We start from the raw sequence: 15,507 nt of genomic DNA on the forward strand, positions 1-15,507 counted from the left end.
ATTGTTATTATCGACTCAGGGGATTGTTGTGACTCAAACACTTACTATTACTAGACCAGACGATTGGCACTTACATTTACGTGACGGAGCAATGCTTAATGTTGCAGCAAATGCGACCGCTAAGCATTTTTCGCGCGCGATTATTATGCCAAACCTTACTCCGCCGGTTACCCAAGTCAGTGATGCTAAAGCTTATTATCAGCGTATTAAACAAACCCTGCCTGAGCAAAGTCAGTTTGAACCGTTAATGACTTTATATTTAACCGACGCCACGAGTCCTGAAATGATCGCCGAGGCAGCAGCCAGCGGCATTGTTAAAGCTTGTAAGCTTTACCCAGCAAACGCCACAACAAATTCTGCCCACGGCGTAACCGACGTCAGTGCTTTACGTCTGGTCTTCGAAGCAATGGCTGAGCACGGATTATTGCTGTTAGTGCATGGCGAAGTAACGCATTCAGATATTGATATTTTTGATAGAGAAGCTGCGTTTATTGACGCACACATGCGCGACTTAGTCGCTTCTTTGCCAGACCTTAAAATAGTGTTTGAGCACATTACTACTGCAGAGGCTGCTGAGTTTGTGATGAGTGCGCCAGATAATGTCGCAGCAACTATTACTCCGCAGCATTTAATGTACAACCGAAATCATTTGTTAGCGGGAGGTTTACGCCCCCACAACTATTGCTTGCCCGTATTAAAGCGTCAAACTCACCAACAGGCGTTACAAAAAGCAGTGGCTACTGGCACTAAGAAGATATTTTTGGGAACTGATTCTGCACCTCACGTGCAAGGAGCCAAAGAAAGTGCTTGTGGTTGTGCGGGTTGTTACAGTGCGCCGGCTGCCATTGAACTATATGCAGAAATTTTTGACCAGCTAGGCATACTGGATAAGTTAGAAGGGTTTGCAAGTTTTAATGGCCCTGACTTTTACGGTTTACCACGTAACAGCGAAACGATTACGTTAAGCAAGCAAGCATGGCAAGTGCCAGAAAGTGTAATGGTTGAAGATGAGATCTTAGTACCGTTTTTTGCTGGCGAAACCCTACAGTGGCAAGTTAAGTAGGCAAAAAAAAGCCCTTTGCTATAGCAGCAAAGGGCTTGCGTAATTGTGTAAAGGTGTACACAGCAATAGGTAACTAAACGCGTGACTGAGTTAGCTACTCAGTCGCGATAAATATTATCCTCAGCGGCTTTAGTTCACCATTCCCCAAATGGGTGAAATTGCTCCTTTAGCTATTTATTTATTGATATTCAATAGCTTGCATTAACTTTTTCTTGTTAAAAAAAGCAAAAAAAAGCCCTTTGTTTATAAAAACAAAGGGCCTGCATAATTTGTGTAAAGGTGTACACAGCAATAGGTAACTAAACGCGATGACTGAGTTAGCGACTCAGTCGATATAAATACTACTCCGCTAAGCTGTCCTCTACTATTACCCAAATGGGTGAAATTACCTAACATCCCTAAAATAGTGGTTCCCAGCAGAGTTGATTGGCTTGCTGGTGTAATTGTCTCTGGACAACTAAGCTCAGAGTAACAGCACTTATTAGGAGTATTGGTTATGCCAGAGAATCTTAAAGTTCGCGACTACATGCTGACTCGTCCGGTGTGCTTTACCTCTAAGCAGCCGATTGCCGAAGTGGTGCATAGTTTATTGGAACACAAGCAGCTAGGCGCGCCAGTGATTGATGAACAAAAACATGTCATTGGTTGGATATCAGAACAGGACTGTTTAAAGAGTTTGTTAGAGGCCACCTACCATTGCGAAACCGTATCTTTAGTGGAAGACGTGATGCGTAGCGATGTACTTATTGTAGGCCCAGACACTAGCATACTAGAACTTGCTCAAAGCATGCTTCAGCAAAAGCCCAAAATGTACCCAGTTATCGAGCGGGGCAAACTTTTGGGCATTATCACGCGCGAAGAAGTGCTAGGTGGTATCGATAAACATTTGCATAGTTGCTACAAACAAGTGAGTTAGACTTGTTTTCTCAGTGATTATTGTTAGCATTTGCGCCTCGTATGCAACCCTACGAGGCGTTAATTCTTGCAGTCGGCTTTTTCAGATCTAAAACAACAAATTTCTCTCGCGCTAGCCAAAGACCGTTATCGTCTGCAGCGGCAGCTTGCTCAGCTAAAATCAGAAGATCAGGCCAAGCAAAGTGCCGCTTTTGAAAAATTTAGTTCAAGCTTAGCTAAATCTCTAGATTTAGCTAAGCGTCGTCGTAGTGCTATTCCACCTATTGAATACCCACCACAGCTGCCAGTTGCTGAACAAAAGCAAACTATTTATGAGGCGATTCGCGACAATCAAGTGGTGATCATTGCCGGTGAAACAGGCTCCGGTAAAACCACTCAAATTCCTAAGATTTGTTTAGAGCTTGGCTTGGGTAGTCGAGGTTACATTGGCCATACTCAACCTCGTCGATTAGCCGCCAGAACAGTCGCTGCGCGAATAGCCGAAGAAATAGATACACCGATTGGTGAATTAGTGGGTTATAAAATCCGCTTCAACGACAAAATTAAAAACGATAGCTTAATCAAATTAATGACCGACGGTATGCTACTGGCAGAAATGCAGCAAGATCGGTTTTTATCGCAGTACGAAGTACTGATTATTGATGAAGCACACGAACGAAGCTTAAACATTGATTTCATTTTGGGCGTATTAAGGCAATTGCTGCCTAGACGTCCAGATTTAAAAGTAATTATTACTTCGGCGACGATCGACCCGCAGCGTTTCTCCAAGCATTTTAACAATGCTCCAGTGATTGAAGTATCTGGGCGAACTTACCCCGTAGAAACTCGTTATCGCCCGTTGAATGAAGGCGAACAGACTAAAGATGTATTAGAAGGGTTAGCGGAAGCGGTTGAAGAACTATATCGCGAGAAGCCGGGTGATATTCTTATCTTTATGAATGGTGAACGAGAAATTCGCGATGCAACTGATTATCTGCAAAAACGAAATTTCCGTGATACCGAAGTACTGCCGCTTTATTCTCGTTTGTCTAATGCAGAGCAAAACAAAATTTTCTCTTCGCATCGAGGAAGGCGCATTGTATTAGCGACTAACGTTGCTGAAACCAGTTTAACGGTTCCAGGTATTCGTTATGTGATTGACCCTGGTACTGCTCGCATTAGCCGTTATAGCTATCGTTCTAAAGTACAGCGATTACCCATCGAAGCCATTTCTCAAGCCAGTGCTAATCAGCGTAAGGGCCGTTGTGGGCGGGTTGCCGAAGGTATCTGTATTCGTTTATATAGCGAAGAAGATTTTGAAGGCCGCGCAGAATTTACTGATCCAGAGATTTTGCGGACCAACTTAGCCTCGGTTATTTTGCAAATGCTTGGTCTAAAACTGGGTAAATTGGAAGATTTCCCATTTATTGATATGCCCGATCAGCGCAATATTAAAGATGGTTTAAATTTACTTGAAGAAATTGGCGCGTTAAAAGATGGCTTAAGTAAACCTAGCTTGAGCCCGCTTGGGCGCGAAGTGATTAAGTTTCCCATTGATCCTCGTTTAGCGCGAATGATGGTTGCAGCTAAGCAGTTTGGCTGTGTTCAGGAAATGATGGTGATTTGTGCCGCGCTTTCAATTCAAGACCCACGAGAGAGGCCCAATGATCGCAAACAAGCGGCGGATCAAAAACATGCTCGTTTTGTAGATAAAGATTCAGACTTTTCTAGTTACCTATTGTTGTGGCGCTATCTACAAGAACAGCAAAAAGCCTTGTCGGGTAATCAATTTCGCAAACAATGTAAGCAAGAATTTCTAGCCTATATGCGAATTCGCGAATGGCAAGACTTAGTCTTTCAACTGTCCACGGTAGTTAAAGAGCTCGATTATTCAGTTAATCAAGAAGAAGCCAATTACGATGCGATTCACCAAGCCATTACCGCGGGTTTGTTAAGCCATTTAGGCTTTAAAGATAAAGACCGTGAATTTTTAGGTGCACGCAATGCTCGTTTTGTGGTGTTCCCTGGTTCTAGCCAAGCTAAAAAGCCACCTAAATGGGTAGTGGCGGCTGAACTAGTGGAAACCTCTCGCTTGTTTGCTCGGGGTGTCGCTAAGATTCAACCCGCTTGGTTAGAAGAACAAGCTAAGCACCTGATAAAAAAATCATACAGCGAGCCACATTGGTCAACTAAACAACAGGCTGTAATGGCTTACGAAAGTGTTCGTTTATACGGCGTAAGCTTGGTGAACAAACGTTTAGTTAACTACGGGCGTATCGACCCGGTGGTTGCGCGTGAAGTGTTTATTCGTTCAGCATTGGTAGAAGCCCAATGGCCTGCTAAGCATGATTTCTTTAAACAGAACCAGCAATTGCTTGATGACGCCGAAGCGCTAGAGCAAAAGCAGCGTCGCCGTGATGTGCGAGTTGATGATCAAGTGCTATTCGATTTCTATGCTGAGCGAATTCCCGAAGACGTAGTATCGGCTAGCCATTTTAATCGCTGGTGGAAAAAAGCGAGCGCGCAGCAAGCTGACTTACTGAGTTTTTCTAAGCAAATGCTCTATCAGCACGATGCTAGCCATGTAACAGAACAACAATATCCAGAGCAATGGCAGTTTGAACAAGTATCGGTAGCCTTGAGTTATGTATTTGAGCCGGCCGAGGTCGATGATGGTGTTAGTGCGCATATTCCTTTGGCACTATTAAACCAATTAGACTTCTCGCGTTTTGATTGGCAAATCCCTGCGTTTAGGGAAGAGCTGATTAGCGGTTTAATTAAATCTCTGCCAAAGCCGATTCGCCGCAACTTTGTGCCGGTGCCTAACTACGTAAAAGCGTTTTTACAAGCAGTGCCAAATGCAGAAGGGCAGCTATTTGAAGTATTAACAAAGCAACTGCTTAGAATGACAGGAATGAAGATCCCCGAAGATGCTTGGAATATGGATTCGGTGGCCGATCACCTAAAAGTTAACTTTAAGGTGATTGATGATAAAGGCAAGGTAGTGGCGCAAGGGCGAAGCTACCAAGCTCTGCAAAATAAGTTACAAGATCAAGTTGAACAAAGTATTGCTGAAATTGCGCCTAGTTCCTTTGCCGAGCAAGCTAAGGTAACAGAATGGAGTTTTGGTGAGCTACCTTCAATGATTGAAGAGCAGCGTCAGGGCTATCAAATCACTGCATTTCCCGCGCTAGTGGATCAAGGTAAAACCGTTGCCCTTAAGCTATTTGATAAACAAGAGGAAGCCAGCTGGAGCCAAACACGCGGTTTAAGTAAGTTATTGCAGCTTAATATTCCTTCACCATTAAGCTACTTACAGCAACATTTGCCAAATAAAGCCAAACTGGGTTTGTATTTTAATCCTTTCGGCCGAGTGGATGTATTGCTTGATGATTGTTGTTTGGCAGTAATAGATAAATACTCTCAGCTGCATCAAGTCGATAACCCTGATGACTTCACATCCTTATGTGACACTGTGCGTGCAGAATTAGCCACTGAAACCCTAGAAGCAGTGGTACAGGTAGAGAAAATACTAAGTTTGCACTATCAAATTAATAAGCTGCTAAAAGGCAAAGTAGGTTTTGACCGTGTATTGGCACATGCCGATATAAAAGCGCAACTGGCGGCATTGGTGCACAAAGGTTTTGTTCGAGAGGTTGGCTTACAGCGTTTAGCCGATGTGCAACGTTATCTTAAAGCCATAGAGCGCCGCTTAGAAAAGCTAGCGATAGATTCTCATAAAGATCGCTTAGCGATGCAGCAAATTGATACCAGTATCGAAAGAGAGAAAGAGCTGGCGTTGCCGGTATACAGTAAAGAGGGTGAAGAACTGCGTTGGATGATAGAAGAGTTACGCGTATCTTTATTTGCTCAGCAGTTAGGGACTAAATACCCGGTTTCTTTAAAGCGAGTGCTAAACCACATTACCGATTTACAGAAGAGGAAATAAGCATGTCGGTAGCGCAAGAAGTCGCCTTACCTAAAGTAGCAATATATTACTGCAGTTTATGCGGCTGGTTGTTAAGAGCATCGTGGTTGAGCCAAGAGTTGCTGACTACTTTTTCTCAAGAGCTCAGCGAAGTTGCGTTGCGTCCAGCCAGCAAAGGGCGTTTTCAAATATATGTTAACGACCAATTGATTTGGTGTCGCGTTGCAGATGAAGGTTTTCCTGAAGCTAAGATCCTTAAGCAGCGAGTAAGAGATGTGATTGCTCCAGATATGAGCTTGGGTCATAGCGATCGCAAATAAGCGGCAAGTAAAAGTTAGATAACAAAAAGGGCGCTACTAATAGCGCCCTTTTTTATTGCCTTGCTAGGTATTTAGCTTATGCGAAGTTTGCAGCAGCAAATTCCCAGTTAGCTAAAGCCCAAAAAGCGTTTAAGTAATCAGGGCGAACGTTACGGTAATCAATGTAGTATGCGTGTTCCCACAAATCACAAGTGAATAGTGGTGTAACGCCTTCATCAGTTAACGGTGTAGCAGCGTTGCTAGTATTAACGATGGCTAAACTACCGTCAGCGTTTTTAACTAACCAAGTCCAGCTAGAACCAAAGTTGTTAATTGCACTATCAGTGAATTTTGCTTTGAACTCATCGAAAGAACCGAAGCTTGCGTCAATTGCTGCTGCCAAAGCACCAGTAGGTTGACCGCCAGCGTTTGGCGCTAAACAGTTCCAGTAGAAGGTGTGGTTCCATATTTGAGCAGCGTTATTGAATACACCACCAGTAGAAGTTTTAATAATCTCTTCTAGGCTTTTTTCTGCTAAATCGGTGCCTTCAACTAAACCGTTTAACTTTACTACGTAAGTGTTGTGGTGCTTGCCGTAGTGGAAAGACAAAGTCTCTGCTGAGATGTGTGGCTCAAGCGCGTCTTGTGCGTACGGTAAAGCAGGTAATGTAAATGCCATTGTTTTTTCTCTCCTTGTTATAATTGGCTGAATCAGCGCAATCTTTTATATAGTAAAAACTTTACAAACGAGTTTAGCACTAGTGCTTTATGTGGCAAAGCAAAAACACTAAAAAAAATTGATCTAGCGCAAAGTGGTGAAATCGGCGACTATTTTTGCTAGGGTACGCCCAACACCTAGAATAGACTTAGTGTAAAAATTAGAGAAGTTTAAAATGGAAACGATTGAGAAAATCAAACAGCAAATTGCTGAAAACCCAATTCTACTTTACATGAAAGGTTCGCCTAAGTTCCCAAGCTGTGGCTTTTCTGCGCAAACAGTAGAAGCCGTTATGCAATGTGGTGAACGTTTCGCGTATGTAGATATTCTACAAAATCCAGACATTCGTGCAGAGCTACCAAATTACGCTGATTGGCCAACCTTCCCACAACTTTGGGTTGAAGGTGAGCTAGTGGGCGGTTGTGACATCATCATGGAAATGTTCCGCACTGGTGAGCTACAACCTCTTATAAAAGAAACTGCTGAAAAGTACCCAGCAGCGGAAGAAGAATAGAAAGATAGCCTATACTAAAAGCTACTAACCGCTCACTAGAGCGGTTTTTTATTGTCGCCTATCAAGACGGCTAATGTTTTTCCATAAAAATGTAAAATCAATGAGACTTTTTGTGATCAAAAGCGTATAGTGCGCATCCTTTAAATAATTGTGGGCCAAATATGACCGAATCCAGCAGTTCAAGTTTTGAGCAATTCGCTCTACCTGAAACCATTTTAAAAGCTATTTCCGAGATTGGATTCGAGACACCGTCTCCTATTCAGGAAAAAACCATTCCATTGCTGCTGGAAGGACATGATGTACTTGGCTTAGCACAAACAGGTACCGGTAAAACCGCTGCTTTTTCTTTGCCGTTAATTGCAAAGTTAGACCCTAAGCTAAGCGCGCCACAAATGTTGGTTCTTGCTCCTACGCGTGAACTAGCTAACCAAGTAGCCGATGCCATTAAAGACTTTAGTCGTCATATTCCTGGTTTACGCGTGCTGCCTATTTATGGTGGTGCAGATTACGGACAACAAATTAAAGAGCTACGTCGTGGCCCTCAAATTGTTGTTGGTACGCCTGGACGTACTATCGATCACCTAGATCGTGGCAAGCTTAAGCTTGACCAACTAAAAGCCCTAGTATTAGACGAAGCAGATGAAATGCTACGTATGGGCTTTATTGATGATGTTGAACGCATTATGCGCGATATGCCTAAGGAGCGCCAAACAGCGTTGTTCTCGGCAACGATGCCGCCGGCAATTAAAAACATCACTAAAAATTACATGTCTGAGCCAAAAGAAGTAAAAATTGCGGCTAAGACTCAAACTGTATCAAATATTGAGCAGTTCTATTGGCACGTTGCTGGTTTAAACAAAATAGAAGCGTTGGCCCGTATTCTAGAAGTTAACAGCGACAGCGCTTCAATTATTTTTGCCCGCACAAAAACCTCAACCACTGATATTGCTGAGCGTTTGGAAGCGAAAGGCTTCAGTGTTGCTGCACTGAACGGCGACATGAACCAAAGCATGCGTGAGCGCACGATTACTCGTTTGAAATCTGGCAAGCTAGACATTGTAGTAGCAACTGATGTTGCAGCACGTGGTTTAGATGTAGAACGCATTGGCTTAGTGGTTAACTTTGACATTCCATATGACGCTGAAGCTTACGTTCACCGTATTGGCCGTACAGGTCGAGCTGGACGCAGCGGTAAAGCGGTAATGTTTGTTGGTTATCGTGAACAGCGTTTGTTGCGCAACATTGAACGCGTAACACGTCAAAAGATTGAGCAAATGCAGCTACCTACTCGTGAAGAAATTGAGAAGAAACGTGTTTCTAGCTTCCAAGAAAAGCTTGCTGCAGCAGTAGAAAATGCACAATTAGAAGATTACCAAACGATTGCTTCTGAACTTGCGACCAACCTTGGCATGAGCGAACTTGAACTCGCTACCGCTTTGTTGTTCCAAGCTCAAACAGCACGTCCGTTTAAACTGCCTACCGACCCAGAACCTCGTTCTTCACGCTTCAGCAATGAACGCGGACAACGTGGCGAACGCTCGCAACGCGGCGAACGTGGTGAGCGTAATCATCGCGGTCAACGTGGTGGAGAGCGCGGCGAACGCCCAAGTCGTAACGAAGCCGGCGCAGCTAAACGTAAACGTCGCACTGCAGATGTTGAAATGAACACTTACCGCGTAGATGCTGGTAAAGAACATGGTGTTCAAACTAAACACATTGTAGGTGCCATTGCCAACGAAGCGAATATCAGCAGCGATTACATTGGTAGCGTAAAATTGTTTGATAGCTACTCAACGGTAGAGCTACCAAGTGGTATGCCTGAGAAAACATTCAATCATCTAAAACGTAGTTTTGTTCGCCAACGTGCGATGCGTTTAGAGTTGATAGCTCAATAGGCAGTTAAAATAACAAGCAAAAGGTGAACTTCGGTTCACCTTTTTTATATACTCTCGGTACTGATTTTATGAATGCCGATTAACATGCCCCTGTTTATTAAAATTTCCCTTCTCTGGTTTGGTTTTTTCTCACTGGCTAGTCAAGCTGCACTAGTTTCGCCTCCTGGAACCATTGTTAGCTATGTTGGGCCTAATGGTTCTCAAAACAGCCAATTGTTGCTTACCCCGGCTAGTACTTTAAAGGTGATTACCGCCACTGCAGCCATTAAACAACTTGGTGCAGATTATCGCTTTAATACCCAAGTGAGTGTGAAACCTAGTCCCGAAGGGCTGCATCTTCGCTTACATATGCGCGGAGACCCCAGTTTTACCTCCCAAGATCTTAAATCTCTATTAGCTCAAGTCACTAAAGGTTTTGGAAAAAAAGTGGCTTCAATAACCATAGATGAGGGAGTTTTTAGTGGTCATACCCGTAGCCAAGGCCAAGTTTGGAATGATATAGGCATTTGTTTTGCCTCACCTGTGAGTGCGCTGAACATCGATAGCAATTGTGTCAACGGCAACTTAAAGCCAGGAGAATTAGGCCAGTTAAGCAAACTTCATGTGAGTGATACTCAGTTACTGAGCATTGATAACCAGATAACCACGGTGAGTAGAGAGCATCAAGATTGTGAACAAAGCTTGATAGTGGGAGATAACAACCAGTATCAACTCACAGGTTGTATTAACCAAAACGCTAGGATGATGCCGTTACGTTTTTCGATTAATGATGAACAGCAATATTTCACGCTTAAGTTACGTAGAGTATTACGTCAACTTGGGGTGACTTACCAAGGTAAAATAAGTTATCGCACCCAGTTATCTGAATATGATTCAACATTCAGTCACCGCTCGGTTCCGCTCATCGATTTAGTAGAATTCATGCTGGTGGAATCGGACAACCTCACTGCCGATAGTTTGTTTAAGACGATTGCTGTGGAGCAACAACGGGCGGGTAGTTATCAAGCCGCTAGCGAGTTAGTTAAGCAACAATTAACCGAGCTAGGCCTAGATCTCAGCTATACGGCTTTAAGAGATGGCTCCGGTTTATCTCGAGAAAACTTGGTCAGCGCCGAGTTGCTCTACAACCTGCTTGAGCTTTGGTTAATAGATCCTGATTTAACCCCGCTTATTGATAAGTTGCCGGTAGCTGGGGTGAGTGGCACTTTAAAGTATCGACGCAGTGTAACGCGCCCACCGTTGAAAGCACATATTCATGCTAAAAGTGGCTATGTAAACGGCGTAATAAATCTAGTGGGTTTTATTGAAAAACAGGGAAAAATGACGCCCTTTGTATTTATGACAAATGGGGTATCGTTAAATGAGCAACAAACTAAGGCCCTAAGGCAACGACAAATAATTCATCCAGTACTAGGCTATGAAAGGGACTGGCTTAAACAACAGTTAGCTGCAATAAAATAGCAATTTATGCATTGTTGAAGAATTATTATTCGGCATATTAAACTGACTATTGAGTGTTATATAGATTGCTTGTAATGACGGATCGCATAAATTCAGCATAAAGATTCATTTTATCTGTAATTCTCATTCTGTTTATGCTTAGATCGGCGGCCTAAAACACGGACGCAATTAGCAAACACAATATAAAAAGAGAAAATCATGAGTAATAACACTTCAGTGAGCAATCGCTGGTCGAGTAACTTTGCTTACATTTTAGCGGCTACCGGTGCTGCTGTAGGTTTAGGTAATATTTGGAAATTCCCTTACATTATGGGCGAAAATGGCGGTGGTGCCTTCGTTCTAGTGTATCTATTATGTATTCTTTTCATTGGTATTCCGGTGATGATGGCCGAGGTTTATTTAGGTAAACAAGGCCGTTCGACACCGGCGAACGCTGTCGCAAAAGTCGCCTTAGAAAATGGTCGTTCTAAAAACTGGGCCTTCATTGGTGGCATGGGCGTACTTGCAGGCTTTTTAGTATTGAGTTTTTACATCGTTATTGCCGGTTGGGCGGTTGCGTATGTATTCAAATCTGCTGGTGGCGACATTTCTGCTGCAGCAGGCGATGCGAAACAAATTGGTGCGCTATTTGGCGATTTAACCTCTGATCCAAAGCAACTTATTCTTTGGGCTACGTTGGTAATAGTTGGCACTGTAGTCGTTTTGGCTAAGGGCGTTACTAAAGGCCTAGAGCGTATCGTTACCTTGTTAATGCCTGCGCTATTTGTATTGCTTACTATTATCATGATCTATGCAGCTGTAACCGGTGATTTTGCCGCCGCAGTTAGCTTCATGTTTAGTCCTGATTTTTCTAAATTGACCATAAATGGCGTACTTATGGCCCTAGGCCATGCCTTCTTCACGCTAAGTTTGTCTTCGGGCATTATGATGGTTTATGGCGCTTACCTGCCTGAAGGTGCGTCTATTGCTAAAACCTCTATCTACATTGCCATCGCCGATACTGTGGTTGCGCTAATGGCTGGTTTAGCTATTTACCCGATTGTATTTGCCAATGGCATTGAGCCAAGTGCGGGCCCAGGTTTACTGTTTGTATCGTTACCTATTGCCTTTGGTACTATGCCGCTAGGTGGAGTGGTATCAACAATATTCTTCGTAATGGTTACAGTAGCGGCATTTACGTCGGCGTTAGCATTGCTTGAGTCTACTTCAGCATACCTTGTTGAGCGTAAAGGTTTCCGCCGTAATATTGCTGCTATTGTATCTGGTGGTGCGGTTTGGTTATTAAGCTTAGGTACGATTGGCTCATTTGCAGGTTGGGAGATATTCCAATTTGAAGAAAGCCCAATGGGTAAAAACTTTTTTGAAGTTCTAGATTACATTACCGCGAACATTCTTCTACCACTTGGTGGCTTATTCATTGCTGTCTTTGTAGGTTGGATTGTTCAAGCTGACAACGTTAAGAAAGGAATGGGTTTAGAAAGCCAAGCTTTTCAAATGTTCTCTAAAAGCGTGCGCTTCATATCGCCAATCGCTATTGCAGTAGTATTTTTGAATGCGGTGGGCTTACTGTCGTTCTAAGTTTATTGCTATTAAAAAGTCGGCTTAGGCCGACTTTTTTGTTTTTAGCCTTAAGCTAAAAAGGTTAGCTGCACTAACTAATATCTTTTACAATAACTTCATCTTAATTCATGTATTTTCGACATTCTATATAAGGACGTTTCATGGCCGACTCTTCAGCTCAACCTACAGCCAAATTCCGCTCAGACTACCAAGCACCCGCTTACACAATCGATAGTGTGGCCTTAGAGTTTGATTTAGAACCTCAATCTACTCGAGTTACTGCGGTGTCATCCGTCGTGCGTAAAGCTGAACAGGCTTGTGATCTGATATTAGATGGCGAAAAGCTTGAGTTAGTTAGTTTACGAGTTAATGGCAACACACACCAAGACTATCAAAAGAGTGATTCTCAACTGGTCATTCGAAACCTTCCAGAACAGTTTGAACTAGCCATTGTTACTCAAATTAATCCGGCAGAAAATAAAGCCTTTGAAGGCTTATATCAATCGGGTGATGCGTTTTGTACGCAATGTGAGGCAGAAGGTTTTCGCCGCATTACTTATTTCTTAGATCGTCCCGATGTACTGGCGACGTATTCTACCAAGATTATTGCTGACCAAGCTCAATATCCATTTTTGCTATCCAATGGTAATAAGGTTGACCAAGGCGAATTAGAAAACGGCAAACACTGGGTAAGCTGGCAAGACCCATTTCCAAAACCTTGTTATTTGTTTGCTTTAGTCGCAGGTGACTTTGATTTATTGGAAGACAGCTTTGTGACTCAGTCTGGTCGAACGATTGCCTTAGAATTATTTGTTGATAAGGGCAACCTGAACCGAACCGAGCATGCAATGGCGTCTTTAAAAGCCTCTATGAAATGGGATGAAGAGCGCTTTAATCTTGAATATGACTTAGATATTTACATGATTGTGGCGGTTGATTTTTTCAACATGGGGGCCATGGAGAATAAAGGCTTAAACGTATTTAACTCAAAGTATGTGTTGGCCAACAAAGAAAGTGCTACAGATAACGACTTTTTAGGCATTGAAGCCGTGATTGGTCATGAGTATTTTCACAACTGGACGGGTAACCGCATTACTTGTCGAGATTGGTTTCAACTGTCTTTAAAAGAAGGATTAACCGTATTTCGTGATCAAGAGTTTAGCTCTGATTTAGGCTCGCGCGCGGTAAACCGTATTAAGAATGTTCGAGTATTGCGTAGCCACCAGTTTGCTGAAGACGCAGGCCCAATGGCGCATCCAATCCGCCCCGATAAAGTGATTGAGATGAACAACTTTTACACCCTTACAGTGTATGAGAAGGGCGCAGAAGTGATTCGTATGCTGCATACTTTATTGGGCGAAGAGGGCTTTCAGGCTGGTATGCAAACATATGTAGAGCGCCATGACGGCCAAGCAGCTACCTGCGATGACTTTGTTAGCGCAATGCAAGATGCCAGTGGCAAAGATTTAACGGTGTTTAAACGCTGGTATAGCCAGTCGGGTACACCGATACTCAATGTTGAAAGTACCTACGATGAAGTAAACAAGCAATTCAGTTTAAGCATTCGCCAACATACGCCTGCAACGGCCGAGCAAACCAACAAACAAGCGCTACATATTCCGGTATCTATTGAGCTATTGGCTAACAGCGGACAGGCTTTTGCGCTAGAAATTAATGGCTCAGCTGTGTCAGAGGTGCTGGAGTTAACTGAAGATAAGCAAACGTGGTTGTTTGATAACATTAGCGAACAGCCTACTTTGGTTATGCTGCAAGAATTCTCTGCGCCGGTTAAGTTAGAGCTGTCTTATTCTACCGAGCAGCTATTGCTGATTATTAATCATGCTTCAAATACCTTCGCTCGTTGGGACGGTATGCAAAAATTAGTGACTGGGTGGATGGTTCAGGCTGTGAGTGCTATTCAGCAAGATAAAGCCTTAGAAATAGATCAAGCAATTGTAACTACGTTCCGCCAGTTACTGGAAGATCAAAATATCGATAAAGGCTTATTGGCAGAGTTGCTAACGATTAGTGGCGAAAACGAAATCGCCGATAGCTTTGAGCGAGTAGATATTGATGCTATTGCTAAGGCGCGTGATTTCTTTATCGAAAAATTGGCAGAGCACTTAGCCGAGCAGTTCTTGGTGCTAGAACAACGCTGCGCTGAACAAGACCAACAAAGTTTAGCCCACTCAGATATTGCCTTACGCTCATTACGCGCGGCTTGTTTACAGTATTTGGCCTATAGCAAACCTAGTTTAGTGGCAGACGCTTATTTTGAAAGCCCATTAATGACCAATAAACTTGCTGCCATGTCTGCTGCAAATAATGCTGCTATCGAACAGCGTGCAGCCATGTTTAACGATTATGAGAAAAACTGGCAGCACGATGGTTTGGTGATGGATAAGTGGTTAGCATTACAAGCGAGCTTTTCAGAGGATGGCGCATTAGAACGGGTTAAGGGCTTAAGCCAACACCCAAGCTTTACCATGGAAAACCCAAATCGAGTTCGCTCCTTAATGGGTAGCTTTGCTAATAACAATGCTCGTCATTTCCATGCTAAAGATGGTTCTGGTTACCGCTACCTAACAGATATTCTGTGTATTCTTAATACTCAAAACCCACAGGTTGCGTCTCGTTTAATCACGCCATTAATTCAAACCGTGAAACTTGACGATGAGCGCAAAGGGTTGATAATTAAGCAATTAGAACGATTAGCTGGCTTGGACGATCTTAGTAAAGATTTATTTGAAAAAGTCACTAATGGTTTACAGCAACTAAAGGCTTAATTAACTAAGTATCCGATGAAGCAGTACATCTTTAATTTACACATTTCTTACTTGGAGTTTGAACGGGTCTACAAAGGTAGCGCCCGTTCAGTTATCGCTACCGACCAAACCGGTAAGCGGATCCAAATCCCAGCGCTTCGCTTTTTACCTTTTTTAAACTCTGGTGGAGTGAGCGGTCGTTTTGTCTTATCTACCGATAACGAAAATAAATTCCTATCGCTTCAAAAATTCTAGTCAACAATGTTGTAAAAATGTAAAAGCATGGTCTAATTGTTTGTAAGGTTTAGCGTATATCTTATCGATTATTTTCTAAACCGAACTACACTAAAATAAACAATAAGCCATTGTTTTAAACAATAATAATTTTACTCTACTAGGATAAGGAATGC

Annotated in this window: 11 protein-coding genes; 10 read left to right on the plus strand and 1 reads right to left on the minus strand. The window is 42.9% G+C overall.

Annotation, left to right across the window (positions count from 1 at the left end; genetic code table 11):
* The first annotated feature begins 28 nt into the window (after positions 1 to 28).
* The 4 genes from pyrC to Q4592_RS00940 all read left to right on the plus strand — a co-directional run bounded on the left by pyrC (position 29) and on the right by Q4592_RS00940 (position 6,205).
* Positions 29 to 1,063 carry a dihydroorotase gene (gene pyrC / locus Q4592_RS00925; protein ID WP_303508605.1) on the plus strand — a complete coding sequence of 345 codons (1,035 nt, stop codon included), beginning with the start codon at positions 29 to 31 and terminating at the stop codon, positions 1,061 to 1,063.
* 496 nt (positions 1,064 to 1,559) lie between these two features.
* Entirely contained in the window at positions 1,560 to 1,979 is a 420-nt protein-coding gene (locus Q4592_RS00930) for a CBS domain-containing protein (protein ID WP_137672950.1), read from the plus strand.
* A 66-nt stretch (positions 1,980 to 2,045) separates the two neighbouring features.
* Positions 2,046 to 5,906 (plus strand): ATP-dependent RNA helicase HrpA, encoded by a 3,861-nt coding sequence (gene hrpA / locus Q4592_RS00935; protein ID WP_303508609.1) that lies wholly within the window; start codon positions 2,046 to 2,048, stop codon positions 5,904 to 5,906.
* 2 nt (positions 5,907 to 5,908) lie between these two features.
* Positions 5,909 to 6,205, plus strand: a complete 297-nt coding sequence (locus Q4592_RS00940) for a SelT/SelW/SelH family protein (RefSeq protein WP_303508612.1) — start codon at positions 5,909 to 5,911, stop codon at positions 6,203 to 6,205.
* A 76-nt stretch (positions 6,206 to 6,281) separates the two neighbouring features.
* On the opposite strand, the gene sodB is transcribed toward Q4592_RS00940, so the two are convergent.
* The gene (gene sodB / locus Q4592_RS00945; protein WP_137672947.1) at positions 6,282 to 6,863 is read right to left on the minus strand and encodes a superoxide dismutase [Fe]; all 582 of its coding nucleotides are present in this window, start codon (positions 6,861 to 6,863) and stop codon (positions 6,282 to 6,284) included.
* A gap of 214 nt (positions 6,864 to 7,077) precedes the next feature.
* On the opposite strand from sodB, the gene Q4592_RS00950 reads away from it, so the two are divergent.
* From Q4592_RS00950 to Q4592_RS00975, 6 genes are all read left to right on the plus strand, one after another.
* On the plus strand, positions 7,078 to 7,416 hold the full coding sequence (locus Q4592_RS00950; RefSeq protein WP_303508616.1) for a Grx4 family monothiol glutaredoxin: 339 nt from the start codon (positions 7,078 to 7,080) through the stop codon (positions 7,414 to 7,416).
* A gap of 161 nt (positions 7,417 to 7,577) precedes the next feature.
* Positions 7,578 to 9,311: a DEAD/DEAH box helicase gene (locus Q4592_RS00955; protein ID WP_303508620.1), complete on the plus strand. Its 1,734-nt coding sequence runs from the start codon at positions 7,578 to 7,580 to the stop codon at positions 9,309 to 9,311.
* A gap of 84 nt (positions 9,312 to 9,395) precedes the next feature.
* A complete protein-coding gene (gene dacB / locus Q4592_RS00960; protein WP_303508623.1) occupies positions 9,396 to 10,772 on the plus strand; it encodes a D-alanyl-D-alanine carboxypeptidase/D-alanyl-D-alanine-endopeptidase in 1,377 nt (458 codons plus the stop codon).
* Positions 10,773 to 10,970: 198 nt separating this feature from the next.
* Positions 10,971 to 12,350 (plus strand): sodium-dependent transporter, encoded by a 1,380-nt coding sequence (locus tag Q4592_RS00965; RefSeq protein WP_303508626.1) that lies wholly within the window; start codon positions 10,971 to 10,973, stop codon positions 12,348 to 12,350.
* Positions 12,351 to 12,493: 143 nt separating this feature from the next.
* Positions 12,494 to 15,118: an aminopeptidase N gene (pepN, locus tag Q4592_RS00970; protein WP_303508629.1), complete on the plus strand. Its 2,625-nt coding sequence runs from the start codon at positions 12,494 to 12,496 to the stop codon at positions 15,116 to 15,118.
* 15 nt (positions 15,119 to 15,133) lie between these two features.
* Positions 15,134 to 15,352, plus strand: coding sequence for a DUF2835 family protein (locus tag Q4592_RS00975; protein WP_303508633.1), 219 nt, complete (start codon positions 15,134 to 15,136; stop codon positions 15,350 to 15,352).
* The last annotated feature ends 155 nt before the right edge of the window (positions 15,353 to 15,507 follow it).

The sequence above is a fragment of the Agarivorans sp. 1_MG-2023 genome, from assembly GCF_030548385.1.
Lineage (GTDB): Bacteria > Pseudomonadota > Gammaproteobacteria > Enterobacterales > Celerinatantimonadaceae > Agarivorans.

Excerpts from the sequence above, each read along its gene's own strand:
- Q4592_RS00955 (WP_303508620.1), top strand. The coding sequence starts at position 7,578 with ATGACCGAATCCAGCAGTTCAAGTTTTGAGCAATTCGCTCTACCTGAA.
- Q4592_RS00965 (WP_303508626.1), top strand. The coding sequence starts at position 10,971 with ATGAGTAATAACACTTCAGTGAGCAATCGCTGGTCGAGTAACTTTGCT.
- Q4592_RS00975 (WP_303508633.1), top strand. The coding sequence starts at position 15,134 with ATGAAGCAGTACATCTTTAATTTACACATTTCTTACTTGGAGTTTGAA.
- pepN (WP_303508629.1), top strand. The coding sequence starts at position 12,494 with ATGGCCGACTCTTCAGCTCAACCTACAGCCAAATTCCGCTCAGACTAC.
- sodB (WP_137672947.1), bottom strand. The coding sequence starts at position 6,863 with ATGGCATTTACATTACCTGCTTTACCGTACGCACAAGACGCGCTTGAG.
- Q4592_RS00930 (WP_137672950.1), top strand. The coding sequence starts at position 1,560 with ATGCCAGAGAATCTTAAAGTTCGCGACTACATGCTGACTCGTCCGGTG.
- dacB (WP_303508623.1), top strand. The coding sequence starts at position 9,396 with ATGCCCCTGTTTATTAAAATTTCCCTTCTCTGGTTTGGTTTTTTCTCA.
- Q4592_RS00940 (WP_303508612.1), top strand. The coding sequence starts at position 5,909 with ATGTCGGTAGCGCAAGAAGTCGCCTTACCTAAAGTAGCAATATATTAC.
- Q4592_RS00950 (WP_303508616.1), top strand. The coding sequence starts at position 7,078 with ATGGAAACGATTGAGAAAATCAAACAGCAAATTGCTGAAAACCCAATT.